Origin of the sequence: Spirillospora sp. NBC_01491, from assembly GCF_036227065.1 — a bacterium.
Taxonomy (GTDB): domain Bacteria; phylum Actinomycetota; class Actinomycetes; order Streptosporangiales; family Streptosporangiaceae; genus Spirillospora; species Spirillospora xylanilytica.
This window is the reverse complement of sequence record NZ_CP109432.1, coordinates 1,588,339-1,601,495: the sequence shown is the minus strand read 5'-3', so window position 1 is coordinate 1,601,495 and position 13,157 is coordinate 1,588,339. Positions and strand designations below refer to the sequence as shown.

General features: G+C 69.3%; 18 protein-coding genes. 17 read left to right on the top strand and 1 reads right to left on the bottom strand.

All coding sequences use genetic code 11. The features are described 5' to 3' along the window. Positions 1–230: 230 nt before the first annotated feature. From OHA34_RS07885 to OHA34_RS07860, 6 genes are all read left to right on the top strand, one after another. The gene (locus tag OHA34_RS07885) at positions 231–1,139 is read left to right on the top strand and encodes a hypothetical protein (RefSeq protein WP_329521187.1); all 909 of its coding nucleotides are present in this window, start codon (positions 231–233) and stop codon (positions 1,137–1,139) included. Positions 1,140–1,339: 200 nt separating this feature from the next. Continuing rightward, positions 1,340–1,639 carry a hypothetical protein gene (locus OHA34_RS07880; protein WP_329521186.1) on the top strand — a complete coding sequence of 100 codons (300 nt, stop codon included), beginning with the start codon at positions 1,340–1,342 and terminating at the stop codon, positions 1,637–1,639. A gap of 201 nt (positions 1,640–1,840) precedes the next feature. Next, on the top strand, positions 1,841–2,356 hold the full coding sequence (locus OHA34_RS07875) for a class I SAM-dependent methyltransferase (RefSeq protein WP_329521185.1): 516 nt from the start codon (positions 1,841–1,843) through the stop codon (positions 2,354–2,356). A gap of 80 nt (positions 2,357–2,436) precedes the next feature. Beyond that, positions 2,437–2,655, top strand: coding sequence for a hypothetical protein (locus OHA34_RS07870; RefSeq protein WP_329521184.1), 219 nt, complete (start codon positions 2,437–2,439; stop codon positions 2,653–2,655). A 48-nt stretch (positions 2,656–2,703) separates the two neighbouring features. Then, the gene (locus OHA34_RS07865; protein ID WP_329521183.1) at positions 2,704–3,375 is read left to right on the top strand and encodes a glycosyltransferase family 2 protein; all 672 of its coding nucleotides are present in this window, start codon (positions 2,704–2,706) and stop codon (positions 3,373–3,375) included. A gap of 292 nt (positions 3,376–3,667) precedes the next feature. Then, entirely contained in the window at positions 3,668–4,411 is a 744-nt protein-coding gene (locus tag OHA34_RS07860; protein WP_329521182.1) for a hypothetical protein, read from the top strand. Here OHA34_RS07860 and OHA34_RS07855 read toward each other — a convergent pair. Further along, on the bottom strand, positions 4,384–4,938 hold the full coding sequence (locus OHA34_RS07855; RefSeq protein WP_329521181.1) for a putative phosphothreonine lyase domain-containing protein: 555 nt from the start codon (positions 4,936–4,938) through the stop codon (positions 4,384–4,386). The genes OHA34_RS07860 and OHA34_RS07855 overlap by 28 nt on opposite strands. 353 nt (positions 4,939–5,291) lie before the next feature. Between OHA34_RS07855 and OHA34_RS07850 the strand changes: the two genes are divergently transcribed. From OHA34_RS07850 to OHA34_RS07800, 11 genes are all read left to right on the top strand, one after another. Further along, positions 5,292–5,582, top strand: a complete 291-nt coding sequence (locus OHA34_RS07850; protein ID WP_329521180.1) for a hypothetical protein — start codon at positions 5,292–5,294, stop codon at positions 5,580–5,582. Further along, a complete protein-coding gene (locus OHA34_RS07845; protein WP_329521179.1) occupies positions 5,582–5,743 on the top strand; it encodes a hypothetical protein in 162 nt (53 codons plus the stop codon). Before OHA34_RS07850 ends, OHA34_RS07845 begins: the two co-directional genes overlap by 1 nt. Further along, positions 5,743–6,441, top strand: coding sequence for a hypothetical protein (locus OHA34_RS07840; protein WP_329521178.1), 699 nt, complete (start codon positions 5,743–5,745; stop codon positions 6,439–6,441). The genes OHA34_RS07845 and OHA34_RS07840 overlap by 1 nt, the downstream gene beginning before the upstream one ends. 23 nt (positions 6,442–6,464) lie before the next feature. Then, the gene (locus OHA34_RS07835; RefSeq protein ID WP_329521177.1) at positions 6,465–6,779 is read left to right on the top strand and encodes a hypothetical protein; all 315 of its coding nucleotides are present in this window, start codon (positions 6,465–6,467) and stop codon (positions 6,777–6,779) included. A 6-nt stretch (positions 6,780–6,785) separates the two neighbouring features. Further along, positions 6,786–7,019 (top strand): hypothetical protein, encoded by a 234-nt coding sequence (locus OHA34_RS07830; protein WP_329521176.1) that lies wholly within the window; start codon positions 6,786–6,788, stop codon positions 7,017–7,019. A gap of 38 nt (positions 7,020–7,057) precedes the next feature. After that, entirely contained in the window at positions 7,058–7,291 is a 234-nt protein-coding gene (locus OHA34_RS07825) for a hypothetical protein (protein ID WP_329521175.1), read from the top strand. Between the two features lie 370 nt (positions 7,292–7,661). Further along, positions 7,662–8,114 (top strand): phage terminase small subunit, encoded by a 453-nt coding sequence (locus OHA34_RS07820; protein ID WP_443029624.1) that lies wholly within the window; start codon positions 7,662–7,664, stop codon positions 8,112–8,114. Positions 8,115–8,120: 6 nt separating this feature from the next. Next, a complete protein-coding gene (locus OHA34_RS07815) occupies positions 8,121–9,743 on the top strand; it encodes a terminase (protein ID WP_329521173.1) in 1,623 nt (540 codons plus the stop codon). Beyond that, positions 9,740–11,167, top strand: coding sequence for a phage portal protein (locus tag OHA34_RS07810; protein WP_329521172.1), 1,428 nt, complete (start codon positions 9,740–9,742; stop codon positions 11,165–11,167). Before OHA34_RS07815 ends, OHA34_RS07810 begins: the two co-directional genes overlap by 4 nt. Next, complete coding sequence (locus OHA34_RS07805; protein ID WP_329521171.1) at positions 11,142–12,041, top strand: VG15 protein; 900 nt, start codon at positions 11,142–11,144, stop codon at positions 12,039–12,041. Before OHA34_RS07810 ends, OHA34_RS07805 begins: the two co-directional genes overlap by 26 nt. Next, positions 12,038–13,156 (top strand): AAA family ATPase, encoded by a 1,119-nt coding sequence (locus OHA34_RS07800; protein ID WP_329521170.1) that lies wholly within the window; start codon positions 12,038–12,040, stop codon positions 13,154–13,156. The genes OHA34_RS07805 and OHA34_RS07800 overlap by 4 nt, the downstream gene beginning before the upstream one ends. The last annotated feature ends 1 nt before the right edge of the window (position 13,157 follow it).

Sequence of the window (13,157 nt, the reverse complement as noted above, 5' to 3'; positions counted from 1 at the left end):
TACGTCGCGGACCTGATCGGCGAAGCGCCCGCCCCGCCCACCGACCAGTAGATCGCCGACGCCGTCGCCCCGCTCACCCTGTCCAACCTGAGGAGCCCCGCTTGAGTGACCTGTGCGTGACCCCACACGCCGACGACCGCTGCGCCCTGCCCGGCCTCTGCCGCGACCGCCAAACCCGTTAAGAGCCACCACCGCTGTCGGCACCAAGTAGCAGCAGATCAGGGGGGATCATGGCCCACCAGCCACACACCGCACGCGAGAACACGACCACCGACGACGGCATGCACGACTGCGCGCGAGGGGACCACTGCGCAGCCCGCAAAACCGTCGTTGCCGGCGGCGAACGCATCATCATCCCGGCGCAGACGTACCGGACGCACTGTGAGACCTGCCAGGACCGGATCCACGACGTCCTTGAAGACCTCCCCGCCCGGTACCGGGACCTGAACGCCGCCCTCGGGCACAAGGCCCGCACCGATGCTGTCCGCGTCTCCGGCGGCGGCAGCACCCGGCCCGTCCCGATCAACCTCGGCGTCGAAGCTCTCCTCCGCCAGGCAGACGAGGTCCTCCTGTCCTGGCACGAACGCGTCGCCGACCGCGCCGGCCTCACCCCGATCACCGCCCGCTACGGAACACCCGCCGTCACCGCCCGCGCCTGCACCACCCTCGCCGGCCACGTCACCGCGCTCCTCGCCCTCGACGCCGCCGACATGGCCCGCAGCATGGACCTCGCCCGCGCCGAGTACCTCCCCGCCGACGCCTACGGCTGGGTACACCCGGCGGGGGAGTGGATCCACTACAACACCGCCCTCGGTGGCGAACATGCGGGCGTCGAGATCCTCAACCTCCACCACCGCACCCTCAAGCTCTTGGGCCACGCCCCCCAGCACCACGACCTCATCACCGCCTGCTGGGAATGCGGAGAACGGAAACTCCGCCGCCACGACGGCTCCGCCGGCCTCGCAGACCACGTCGAATGCCTTCGCTGCCGCGAGCAGTACCTCGCCGGGCGTCTGCGGTCGTTGATGGTGGAAGAGGACCAAGCGCAGCAGCGCCGAGTCGAGCGCGAGCGCCGCCGCTCAGACCCGAGCCGCGTGATCCTCGCCGGGACTAGAGAAGGAACAGGAGGCCGTTCATAACCAGTGTGCTTGGACGCGAAGAAACGCCCGCTCTACTTCGCGGACCACATCAGGTACCTCAAGGCCCAGAGCCCGGCCTACAGGAAGACGGCATGATTGCGGTCCGACCCGAAGTTGCGAACTGGTCAGTGACCTGCTGAAATAGCAGGAAGCAGCAGGAAACGCATGCCCTCGGAGATCCTCTCTCCGGGGGTTTTCGCATGTCAGGGGGTGTTTCCATGCTCCCCGCTCCGCACAAGGTCGAGCCCGTCTCCGCGTACGACGCAGCAGGCCGCCTCGACAAGGCCGCCTCGACGATCCACCTGTGGGCGCTCCGATACGGAGCACGCAAACTCGGCAAGCAAGGCCGCAAGGTCTACTACGACCTCAACGACCTCCGCGTGATCGAGCGAGAGATCCGCCACGGGCATCAGGTCCCCGCGACGCCCCTCGACCGTGCCGAGATCGCTGACGCCTGCCCGTTGTGGCTCGAAGAGCGCGCCACGAAAGCAGCTGCCTGACCCCTGATCGCACACCCGGCCCCGGCTGCTCACGCCCCCGGCCGCGGGTGTGCCGCGCACCTACGGGTGCGCCTCTCCGCGCAGACCACGGTGCCCCCACCCGGGCTGCGCGGCCGGTGTCCGCACCCGCCAGCTCTGAGGGGCGCTGGCGGGGCGGACCCACGGCACCATCACCCACTCCGGCCCCTTGGAGACCACCTGATGCACGCTGAGGCCCGCCACGCTGTGGAACGCATCGCCGACGCCTACGGGCTCCGCGACCGCACCGACCTGGCCGTCTGCGACCTCGGCGGACGAAACATCAACGGCTCTGTCCGGGATCTGTTCGCCGCCGAGGACTGGACCGCGGTCGACTCAGCCGACGGCCCCGGCGTCGACATCGTCGCCGACGCCCGCACCTGGAAGCCGGCCCGCGGCTACGGCCTGGTGCTGTGCACCGAGGTCCTCGAGCACGTCCCCGGCTGGCAGAGCATCCTCACCACCGCGGAGACCGCACTCGCCCCCGGGGGAGTGCTGATCGTCACCTGCGCATCGGACCGGCGCCAGCCCCACGGGACGGGCGGAGGCCAGTGGCCCGAGCCTGGCGAGCACTACAGCAACGTCCCGCCCGCCGAACTCCTCGCCGAACTCGCGAACAACTTCCCGGGCAGCTGGGGCATGGAGTACGGCTACCCACCGGGCGACCTGTACGCGTGGGCGCAGAAGGAGCACCGGTGATCGCGTTCACCGCGGAGCAACGCAACCTGTGCGCTACCGGGCACCTTTTCCACACCTGATTGTGGACAACCTGTGGAACGGTGCCGCTCTCGATCAGATCGCCGGAGAGTTCCCGCCCCCGGGACGACTCACGGTGGCAGCACCTGCCGACCACGCGTGTAGCGCTGGATGACGAGGCGGGCGGCCGGCCGGAAGGCATCGTGGTGCGGACCGCCACCCGGTCGGTGATCGCGAAAGCCCGCTTCCAAGACTACGAGCGCACCCTGAAGCGCCGCGCGTCCAAGGACAAGCGGAGCTAGTTCCAGGTCGAGGTACCGCGCTCCTGACGCTGCAGGATCGGAGCGCGCATGCCGATCCCGATCATCGTCCTCACCAACGGCCGCCCCGAGTGCATCTCCAAGACGATCCCGTCCGTCGTGGAGCACCTCCACGGCGCCGGCGCCGGGCTGATCGTGGACGACTCGGGTGACGACGTGTACCGGGGCTGGCTGTCCGAGCAGTACGCGGCACCGGTGATCCCGGTCAGTGACGGCCCGTGCGGGTATTGGCGGGCGATGCGCCGCGTCTGGGAGGTCGCCCGAGACACGGGAGCCGACTTCTACTGGCTGCACGAGGACGACTTCGTCCTGCAAGCGGACGTGGACGTCGAGGACCTCGCCGGCGTGTTGGACGCCCACCCGTACCTGACCCAGATCGCTCTGCTCCGGCAGCCGTGGTTCGCCAACGAGCACGCCGCCGGCGGCCTGATCCCGGCGCTCGAGCAGCAAGGCCAAACGTTCACCGAGACCACGGACGGCGTCCACACCTGGATCGAGCACCGCGCCTGCTTCACCGGCAACCCAACCTTGATCCCGCGCCGCACGTTCGAGCGGGACTGGCCCGAGGGCGACTGGTCCGAGAGCCGTTTCGGCCGGCTCCTGTTCCGCGACCCCGCGGCCCGCGGCGCGTACTGGGGCCGCCGCACCGACCCGCCCCGCGTGGAGCACATCGGCCACGAGCGAACCGGTACCGACTACTGACTCCCGGCCTCGCTGCCTTCTTGGGGGGCAGACCAAGTAAGCGCGAAAGGGGCAGTGGCCCGGTACGGGCCACTGTGGATCTTCAAGTAACGAACGTTTTTTGTAGATCTTGAAGGCGGTCCTCAGGAGGCCCGCCAAGCCTTCAAGAACTCCTTCAACAACATGGTCCGTTCAACAACCCTGCGACACCGTTTGTTGAGAGCATGGCGGGCATGAGCGACGCCCCCGACCTGCGCGAGCTGCGGGAGATGCGCGCGGGCGGAGCCGCCACGACGGCCCCGGGCGCGACGTCGTGACGGACCCGGCCCACGGGCACGAGCAGCGGCAGCCGCCGGCGACCGCCTGGCGGTACGGCGCCGTGCGGGACTTTGCTGAGCGGCTGACCAGAGCGCTCGGCCTGGACGACGAGGTGGACGTCTGGGTGTGGCCTGAGGATGCCGAAGGCCCCGATACGCCGCCCGACTATGCGGTCTTCGACCTGGCCAAGCAGGCCGAGGCCGACACTGATGTGTCGGCGCTGCTGTGGGAGGCGGGCCAGGGCTGGCGGTTTACCCTGGAGGCTTTCCGCGGCGCCCGCACCGTGGCCACGCTCAAGACCGCCTACCCCTGGCAGCCCTTGGAGGGCGGTGGGGAGGCGGCGGACGAGCAGGTCGTGTTCGCCGCGGCTGCCGCTGCGTGCCGTGCGCATCCCCGTTCGCCCAGGTTCGACGTGCACGCCGGGCCGGTGGAGTCGTGGGACTGGATGGTGGAGGCGTTGATCGCGGCCGGTGCACGCAGCTACGGGGGCCGGTACTTCGAGGTGCGGCCGCCGTTGTCGGCCCAGCAGGTGGACGCGCTGCGCCGCCTGGACGGCGGGGAGCCTGGCGTCACCGTGTCCTGCGAGCCGCCGGAGGCGGATCTGTGGCGCGTCGATCCGGCCGCGCCCGACCCGCAGTGCGACTACGAACCCTACGCCTGGTGGAGGTGGCAGCTGGACGGCGGCAACCCCGACGAGCGGCCGCCCCGTCGTCATGGTGCGGGCGGGAACGGCCCGTAAGGTTCCTTGCGGCGAAACATCTGCTCCACGGTCAGCTCTTCCTGCTCGTCGGGTTCACCGAACAGGGCGTTCTGGTCGTCGCGGCCGTAGGGGGCGCGGCGCCTGTCGAAGTAGGTGGTGCCGGGCTGGGCAACGTACAGCGCCGCGCCGCCGCCGTAGCGCAGCGCCATGGTGGCCGCGTCCTCCTTGTAGGACAGCCGCTGGTCGATGCCCATCTCGCGCAGTTCGGCCAGCACGCGCGTGAGGTCCTGGGTGTCGCGGTGGTCCTTGGTGTAGACGCAGATCAGCAGGTCGCGGCCCGGACGTGGTGGCTGGTTGTCGACCTTGGCGGCCCAGCCCAGCCGCCCGGCCTCGGTGGCCTCCACGATCTGCGCCCAGACCGGTCCGACGCGGTCGGGGCTGGTGAACGGCATCCACTTGCCGGTGAATCCGGCGTTGCACAGCGCGGTCACCTCGCCCTGCTCGGCCTGTGACAGCGCGGTGTTGGTCGCGTACCGCCACGGCTGCCCTGTTGAGATCCTCACCATCAGATCGGTGTTCCTTTCCTGCAGGGGGGACGGATGCCAACGGCCGGCCACCCGAGCCGAGGTCAACCGCTTGAACTGCGGATACGCGGCGCGCTCGATCGACGTCAACGCGGACTCCTCTCCGGCCAACCAGATCCAGAACCCACACACCGTAACCGTCAGCGATCAGCCCGCACCTCACAGTTCATCGAACTGCAATCAACCAACGCAGCGCGTCACCAAAGACGGCCGACGTCAGCAGACCCGAGCAACCCCACTGCCCCTTTCGCGCTTACTTGGTCTGCCCCCCTTCTTGGATTGCGGTCCGCAGCGGCAGGCCGGGCCCAACCCACTCCACCGGAAGGCCCGCCAGCATGCCGCTCTGTGCCAGCAGCACCACCCCGGAGCCGTCCCCAGCCGCACTGAACGCGGCGGCTGCCGTCATCGAGATCGTCGAACGGAACCAGACCACCGACGACACCCCCGGCGGCAGCGTCATCCTGCCCAACGAGGTCCGCATCAACGGAACTCCGATCCTGATCCCCGACGGGGAGTGCATCAGGGTCCATGAGATGACGTTCGGCGAACGGAACGACGAACCGTTCCTGGTGACCGTCACGATGTTCGCCCGCCGCGTCACCATCGCTGCTGAGGGCGACCTGTGATGGGCGACGACATGCCGGCCGACCCGGTCACCGAACTCGCCGCCGGCGCCGCCCAGCTCCACGAGCTGTACGAGGCATACGGCGCGGCCGGGTTCACCGAGCAGCAGGCGATGCAGCTTCTCTGCGCCATCATCCGCGGCAGCATGACCGGCGGCGACTGATGCGCGTCCTCGTCGGCATACCGTGGCGCTCTCAGCCGCACCGCATCTACGCCCACGACCTCACGGTCCAGCGATACCGGGCTCTGCTCCCTGACGCCGACATCGTGGACGTCGACACCGACCACGAACCGTTCTGCCTCGCCGCCTGCCGCAACAAGGCAGTCTGGATGGCCGAGGCCGGCGGCTACGACGTCGTGGTCCTCGCCGACGCCGACACTCTTCCCGAACAGCGCCCGCTACTCGAGGCGATCGAGCAGGCCCGCGTGTCCCGCTTCGTGCACCTCCCGTACACCGAGTACCGCAGCCTCCGCCGCGGCGGCACTGACCAGCACCTCGCCGGCGTCCCACTCGAAGACTGCGACCACCTGACCGTGGACGGCGCATGCTCCGGAATCTACGTCGTCAAGCCGTCCACCTGGTGGACCCACGGTGGCCAAGACGAGCGGTTCCGCAGCTGGTCACCTGAGGACGCGGCCTGGTTGTGCGCCCACCGCACTCTCCTCGGCGAGCCGGTACGCCACGACGGCCGCGTCTACGCCCTCCACCACGAGTCGCCGGTGAAGTCCGGCCCGGCCTACAAGGCTGGGTACGCGCTCATTCACCGCTACCTCCAGGCGGAGGGTGATCAGGCCGCGATGCGCGCGCTGATCGCCGAGGCTGTGACCTGCGAGGAGTCAACCTCGCTCACCGGCGGGTAAACCCCGCGCAGAGGAGGACCGCGATGCCGAACGGCCAGTGGGCCGGCTCTAACCGCGCCAAACGCCTCCCCCCGAACTGGACATCCGAGATGGTCCCCGAGACGTTCGAGGTGTACGGCGACATCTGCCACGTGTGCGGCCTGCCCGGCGCCAACGAGGTCGACCACGTCAACCCCGGCGACGACCACAGCCTGGCGAACAGACGCCCCATCCACGGCAAGGGCACCCCGCAGAACTGCCACCAGATCAAGTCTTCCTCGGAGGGCGGACGGGCAGCTCAGGCCAAGCGCCCCAAGCGGGCACGTCCACCCGAACCACATCCCGGTCTGCGGAGGTGAACGGGCATGGCAACCAGACGAGGCCCACGAGGCAACGCCGAGACTCTCCGCCGCTACTGGAGCAGCGGCGGCAAGGGCGGCTCGAAGATCCGCTGGGGCTCACCGGGCGACTGGACCCGCTGCAACCGGGCCCTGTCGAAGTACCTCGGCCCGCGGGCGAAGGGCTACTGCCAGCTCCTCCACAAGCGCAACACCGGTTCCTACACGGGAAGCCGATCCAACGTCGGCAAGCGACGCTGACCAACGTCGACGACGTGATCGACGGGAGTCACCGACACATGCCAGAGCAGCCGGCCGACGCAGTGCTGCAGGGCTTGGGCCTGACCCTCGGCCTCGACGACGGTGACCTGGTCGCCAACGCGGTCGTCATCGCCAAGGTCATCGACGGTGACGGCGACGTCGGAGTGGTCCTGTCCCACAGCGAGGGCACAAGCTGGCTTGACCAGCTCGCTCTGGTCACTGCAGCATCGGAGATCATCCGCTCAACTGGCTTCGACAAGCAAGACGACTGACCGCCTCTCCCTGCCCGCCCGTACGGCCGGCCCCTCGGCGCTGGGCATGGACAGCCTCCGACCAGCGACCGTGATCGTCTGGTGCTTGGAGCGATCACGCGATCGCAGCGACAACGTGATCAGCTTCGGCTTGTGATCACCACTGCTTGATCGCCTTCGTGTCGGCTCGGCTCCGTGATCACGGTCGCGTGTGGTCATCCGCTGGGTTCATGATCATCAACCCAAGATCACCATCACGCTGAGTGATACGGACATAGGGGACGTATCCCCGTGATCACGGTCTGGAGAATCGGCCACGTATTGCTGCTCCCCCTTCCGACGGGTCTGGGGCTCAGATGATCATGACTCTCTCGGAGGGCGGTGACTCTCTGTGGCTGGACGTGGGCCTCGCCCCAAGGACCCTGACCGCCGCGCCCGCGGTAACCGTGACCCGGTACCGCAGACGGTGCTGCGGTTCGAGCGCGCTGATCCACCCGACCTGCCCGATGACGTGGACTGGCATCCCCGCACGCAGGAGTGGTGGGCGATGTGGCGCCGGTCCGCGCAGGCGGACACGTTCACTGAGACCGACTGGTCGTTCCTGATGGACACGGCGCTCATGCACCACGCGATGTGGTCGAAGGGGCAGTGGACGCTGGCGGCCGAGGTCCGTCTTCGGGTCGCGAAGTACGGTGCAACGCCGGAGGACCGTGCCCGTCTGCGGATGGTGTTCGCCGACGCGGACGAGAAGGACGAGAAGCGCGGCGCTCGGCCAGCAACGGGGGCCCGTGAGCGGCACGGGGTGCTGAAGGCGCTGCCGAGCCCGGCCGCGTCGGGCGAGTAGCCGCACATGCCGTGGCGGCCGAGTGAGCCGGGCGAGGTCCCGACGCTGGGGCATGCGGTCATCGACTGGATCGAGGAGATGCTGGCGGCGCCGGACCGCGCCGACTATGAGCCGTATCTCCTGACCGGTGAGCAGGCCGGGTTCGTCCTACGGTTCTACGAACTGGACCCGGTGTCGGGTCGCCGGAAGAAGCGCCGCGGTGTGATCTCCCGGCCTCGAGGCTGGGGCAAGTCACCGTTCCTGGCGGCGATCGCGTGCGCGGAGGCACTCAGCCCGGTCGTGTTCGACGGGTGGGACGCCGATGGGCAGCCGGTCGGGAAGCCGTGGTCGGAGGTGCGGACACCACTCGTGCAGGTCGCGGCCGTGTCGGAGCAGCAGACGAAGAACTCGTGGGCTCCGCTGCTGGAGATGCTGACCGGCCCGGTGCTGGACGCCTATGCCGGGCTGGAGCCGCTGGACAGCTTTGTGAACCTGCCGCGGGGGAAGATGGAGCCGATCACGTCGTCTCCCTCGTCGGTGAAGGGCAACAAGCCCGTCTTCGCGATCCTGGATCAGACGGAGGAGTGGACGCGCAGCAACGGCGGGGTGCGCCTCGCCGAGGTGATGCGGATCAACGCGGCGAAGCTGGGCGGCTCGACGATCGAGTCTCCGAACGCGTTCATCCCCGGTATGGACTCGGTGGCTGAGTCGTCCGCCCGGTACTTCAAGGACATCCTCGAGGGCAAGGCCCGTGACGACGGGCTGCTGTACGACCACCGTGAGGCGCCTCCGGAAACCGATATGGCTGACCGGGAGTCGCTCATGTCCGGCCTCGCATCCGTGTACGGAGACTCCGCCGATGTCAACGGCGGCTGGGTCGACCTTGAGCGGATCGTCGCGGACATGTGGGACCCGGACATCGACCCTCAGACGGCCCGCGCGGACTTCCTGAACCAGATCACTCACGCGACGGACTCGTGGTTGTCGCAGCCCGAGTGGGCTGCGTGCGCGGACCCCGCGGTGGTAGTGGCCGACAGGGAGCGGATCACGCTCGGGTTCGACGGTTCCAAGCACCGCAACCGCGGCATCACCGACGCGACCGCGTTGATCGGATGCCGCGTCTCGGACGGGCACCTCTTCGAAGTGGGGGTGTGGGAGCAGCCCGACGGGCTGGCCGGCAGGGATTGGTGGGTGCCGACTTCCGAGGTCGAGGCAGCGGTGCGGTCGGCGTTCTCCAAGTACCGGGTGGTGGGGTTCTACGCGGACCCGGCCGCGGACTGGCGGTCGTTCATCGCGAACTGGGAAGCCGCCTACGGCCGGCGTCTGCGGGTGAAGGCGTCGACGCAGCATCCGATCGAGTGGTGGATGAACCGCAGCCATCTGGTGGTGCGGGCACTGGCCCAGTTCCACGCATCTGTGGTCAACGGGTCCCTCACCCACGACGGGTCGTTCGCGTTGACGCGGCACGTCCTGAACGCGCACCGGCGTACGTCGCGCGCAGGGTTGACGATCTCGAAGGAACATCCCGACTCCCGGCGGAAGATCGACGCTGCGATCGCGGCGTCGCTCGCGTGGCAGGCCCGCATCGATGCGCTCGCTAAGGGCGTTGGCCGCAGGACGAGCACGGGACGGGCGGTGGTGATGTCGTGACCGCGACGATCCCGGAGCTTCCGCTGCTGGACCTGTCTGACGACGAGGTCCTCCTGATCGACGCGCTGCGGTCGGAGCTGGTGTCGCGCCGATACGCGCTGGAGTTGCGGGACTGCTACTACAACGGTGAGCAGGTCGTCCGCGATCTGAAGATCAGCATTCCGCCGCAGCTGCAGGGTCTCCACACGGTGATCGGGTGGCCGCAGATCGGGGTGGACGCGCTCGAGCAGCGCCTCGACATTGAGACGTGGCGGTACGCGGACGACCCTGAAGCGTCGGGTGAGCTCGCTGAGCTGTGGGAGCCGAACGAGCTGATCGCCGAGTCGCAGCTTGCGCACCTGGACACGCTGGTCTACGGCCGGTCGTATGTCGCGGTCGGGTCGGGGGACTGCGGGACCGACGACTGCCCGCCGCTGATCTCCGTCGAGTCGCCGATGGACATGACGGTGTTCTACGACGCTCGCGCGCGTGCGGTCACGGCGGGGCTGCGGATGTACCGTCTGGACGGTGAGCAGGCCGCGGTGCTGTACTTGCCGGACCAGACGGTTCACGTGGTGCAGGGCGATCACGGGTCGTGGGAGGTCATCGACCGGGACCTCCACGACCTGGGTGTGGTGCCGGTGGTGCGACTGTCGAACCGGCAGCGGACCGCCGACCGGGTCGGGCGTTCAGAGATCACGTCGGCGGTCATGGGCGTCACGGACGCTGCGTGCCGGACGCTGCTGGGCATGGAGGTCGCCCGCGAGTTCTACGGCGCCCCGCAGCGCTACATCTTGGGCGCGAGCGAGTCGGCGTTCCAGGACGCCGAAGGGAACGCCAAGAGCGCGTGGGAGACCTACATCGGTCGGGTCCTGGCGCTCGAGCGGGACGAGGACGGGGAGATCCCGCAGGTCGGGCAGTTCACCGCGTACGACCCGTCCGCGTACACGCGGATCATCGACCTGTATGCGCGGATCATGGCGACCCAACTGGGGCTGCCGCCGCACTACCTGGGCTACACCACCGACAACCCGGCGTCCGCGGACGCGATCCGGTCGACGGAGGCGCAGCTGGTGAAGCGCGCCGAACGCAAGCAGACGATGCTTAGTACGCCGTGGGCTCAGGTCCTGAAGCTGGGGCTGCTCATCAAGACGGGCGAGATCCCCGACCGGGCGCGGCGTATTGAGACGGTGTGGCGGAACCCGGCGACTCCGACGATGGCGGCGCAGACCGACGCCGCCGTCAAGCTCGTCTCCGCGGGGATCATCCCCGCCGACTCTGAGGTCGCGCTGGAGATGGTCGGTCTCAGTGAGGCGCAGCGGCAGCGGATTCGCTCGGACCGGCAGCGGTCGCAGGCGCGGGCGACGCTGGCCCGCATCGGTGAACGCGCCGGCCGTGCGGCCCGGCCGGTGGTGGATGATGGCGACACTCAGTCAGTCGCGTGAGCAGCAGGCCGTCCAGCAGGGCCTGATCGCGCTGATGCTGCAGGATCTGGGTCGGACTTGGTCGGCGCTCGACGCCCGCAAGCTGGGGCAGACGCTGCCGCGGTGGATCACCTCGGTGCTGTCGGTCGTCACCCGCTATGGGGAGGCGTCCGGCGGGCTCGGCCTCGACTTCTACGATGCCGAGCGCGACGCCGCTGGGGTCCGCGGTGCTGGCCCGTCGCCGATGCTGCGGCTCCCCGAACGCGAGCAGGTGGAGGCGTCGCTGCGGTGGGCGACGAAGAACCTGTGGGACGACCACGTCCTCGAGCCCGACGACGACTTCGACCGGCTGCTGCGGCAGATGATCGAAGAGGAAGCCGCCGCGGACCTTGCGGCCATGGACGACGAGGACCTCGCCGACCTGGCCGAGGAACCCACCGACGAGCCGGAACCCGATGAGGACCCGGCGGATCTGAGCCCGGCAGCGCAGCGCCTGCAGAAGGCCCGGTCGAAGGTCGACGGGGTCGCGAGCCGCCTGGTGACCGGTGTCGGGCGGGGCGCGGTCGTCGACGCCGCCGCCGAGGACCGCAAGGCGATCGGGTGCGCGCGGATCGCCGCGCCGAACGCGTGCGCGTTCTGCCGGATGACGGCGATCCGCGGCGTCGTCTACAAGGACGAGCAGACCGCCGGCCGGAACGCCAACGCCAAGTTCACGGGCGCGAGCGAGTTCAAATACCACGACCACTGCCGCTGCCAGATCGCCCCCTACTTCGAGGGCGAGGAGTGGCAGCCGCAGCCGCAGATCGCCGAGTGGGAGCAGCAGTACCGGCAGGCCCGCGCGTTGCGCGGTGACGTGCTCGGGAACTGGTACCGGATCGTGCGGGCCAGCCAATGACCCGCAGGGTCGTGCTGGTGTGCGGCCCGCCGGCGGCAGGCAAGACCACTCTCGTCCGGGAGTCCGCGTCGCCCGAGGACACGGTCGTCGACCTTGATGTGATCGCGCAGGAGCTCGGATCACCCGGCGCCCATGAGCATCCACCGGAGGTGCTCGAGCGGGCCCGCCGGGTACGTAGCGCCCGCGAGGCGCTGGTTACGCGGATGCACACCGGTACCGCGTGGGTGGTGCGCACCGCCGCCGATCCGCAGCAGCGTGACCGGCTGGCCGAGGCGCTCGGCGCGACCGACGTCGTCGTTGTCGCCACCCCGGCAGAGGACGCCCGCCGCCGCGCCGCTGAGGCCGGCCGCCCTGCTTTCACCGGTGACGTCATCGACCGCTGGTGGCGCCGCTACCGGCCTAGTTCTTCCCGCCTGGAGCGGGAGCTTGCCCCATCCCAACCCCCGGAGGGTTACCCGATCATGCCCGATGAGCCTGCCGAGACCGAGCAGACCGACACGACCGTGGCCGAGGCGACGACCGAGACCAAGCAGGTCACAGGCGGATCCGCTGAGGACGCCGGCGACAGCACCGAGGACAACGGTGGCGCTCCCCAGGAGGGTCAGCCCGCCGAGCCGTTCGACGCCAAGCGCGCCCAGGACAAGATCCACAAGGCGAACCAGGAGGCAGCGAGTCTCCGCAGGCGCCTGAAGGAGCTGGAGCCGCTCGCGGCGAAGGCCAAGGAGCTTGAGGACGCGCAGAAGTCCGACGCCGAACGCCTTCAGGGGAAGCTCGCCGAACGCGAGCAGGAGATCGCCAAGGTCCGCGCGCGTGCGGTGAAGAGCGAGGTCCGGTCGCTGGCCGAGGAGTTCGCCGACAAGACCGACCCCGAGGCGCATCTCGACCTGGGCGCCTACATCGGCGAGGACGGCGACATCGACACCGAGCAGATCAAGGCCGACCTCGCCGCGCTCCTCGAACGCAAGCCGCATCTCGGCAAGCCCAAGCCGGAGGCCGAGCGGCGACGCCCGGCCCCCGACAGGACGCAGGCGTCGGGCGCCAACCAACCCCGAACCAAAGACCCGGCGGCGGAGTTCGCCGGCTTTGTGCAGACCAGGCTCCTCAAGGGCCGCTGAA

Bases quoted from the DNA above. Each gene is read 5' to 3' on its own strand.
- OHA34_RS07885 (WP_329521187.1), top strand. From the start codon at position 231: ATGGCCCACCAGCCACACACCGCACGCGAGAACACGACCACCGACGAC.
- OHA34_RS07880 (WP_329521186.1), top strand. From the start codon at position 1,340: ATGTCAGGGGGTGTTTCCATGCTCCCCGCTCCGCACAAGGTCGAGCCC.
- OHA34_RS07875 (WP_329521185.1), top strand. From the start codon at position 1,841: ATGCACGCTGAGGCCCGCCACGCTGTGGAACGCATCGCCGACGCCTAC.
- OHA34_RS07865 (WP_329521183.1), top strand. From the start codon at position 2,704: ATGCCGATCCCGATCATCGTCCTCACCAACGGCCGCCCCGAGTGCATC.
- OHA34_RS07855 (WP_329521181.1), bottom strand. From the start codon at position 4,938: ATGGTGAGGATCTCAACAGGGCAGCCGTGGCGGTACGCGACCAACACC.
- OHA34_RS07850 (WP_329521180.1), top strand. From the start codon at position 5,292: ATGCCGCTCTGTGCCAGCAGCACCACCCCGGAGCCGTCCCCAGCCGCA.
- OHA34_RS07845 (WP_329521179.1), top strand. From the start codon at position 5,582: ATGGGCGACGACATGCCGGCCGACCCGGTCACCGAACTCGCCGCCGGC.
- OHA34_RS07840 (WP_329521178.1), top strand. From the start codon at position 5,743: ATGCGCGTCCTCGTCGGCATACCGTGGCGCTCTCAGCCGCACCGCATC.
- OHA34_RS07835 (WP_329521177.1), top strand. From the start codon at position 6,465: ATGCCGAACGGCCAGTGGGCCGGCTCTAACCGCGCCAAACGCCTCCCC.
- OHA34_RS07830 (WP_329521176.1), top strand. From the start codon at position 6,786: ATGGCAACCAGACGAGGCCCACGAGGCAACGCCGAGACTCTCCGCCGC.
- OHA34_RS07825 (WP_329521175.1), top strand. From the start codon at position 7,058: ATGCCAGAGCAGCCGGCCGACGCAGTGCTGCAGGGCTTGGGCCTGACC.
- OHA34_RS07815 (WP_329521173.1), top strand. From the start codon at position 8,121: ATGCCGTGGCGGCCGAGTGAGCCGGGCGAGGTCCCGACGCTGGGGCAT.
- OHA34_RS07805 (WP_329521171.1), top strand. From the start codon at position 11,142: ATGGCGACACTCAGTCAGTCGCGTGAGCAGCAGGCCGTCCAGCAGGGC.
- OHA34_RS07800 (WP_329521170.1), top strand. From the start codon at position 12,038: ATGACCCGCAGGGTCGTGCTGGTGTGCGGCCCGCCGGCGGCAGGCAAG.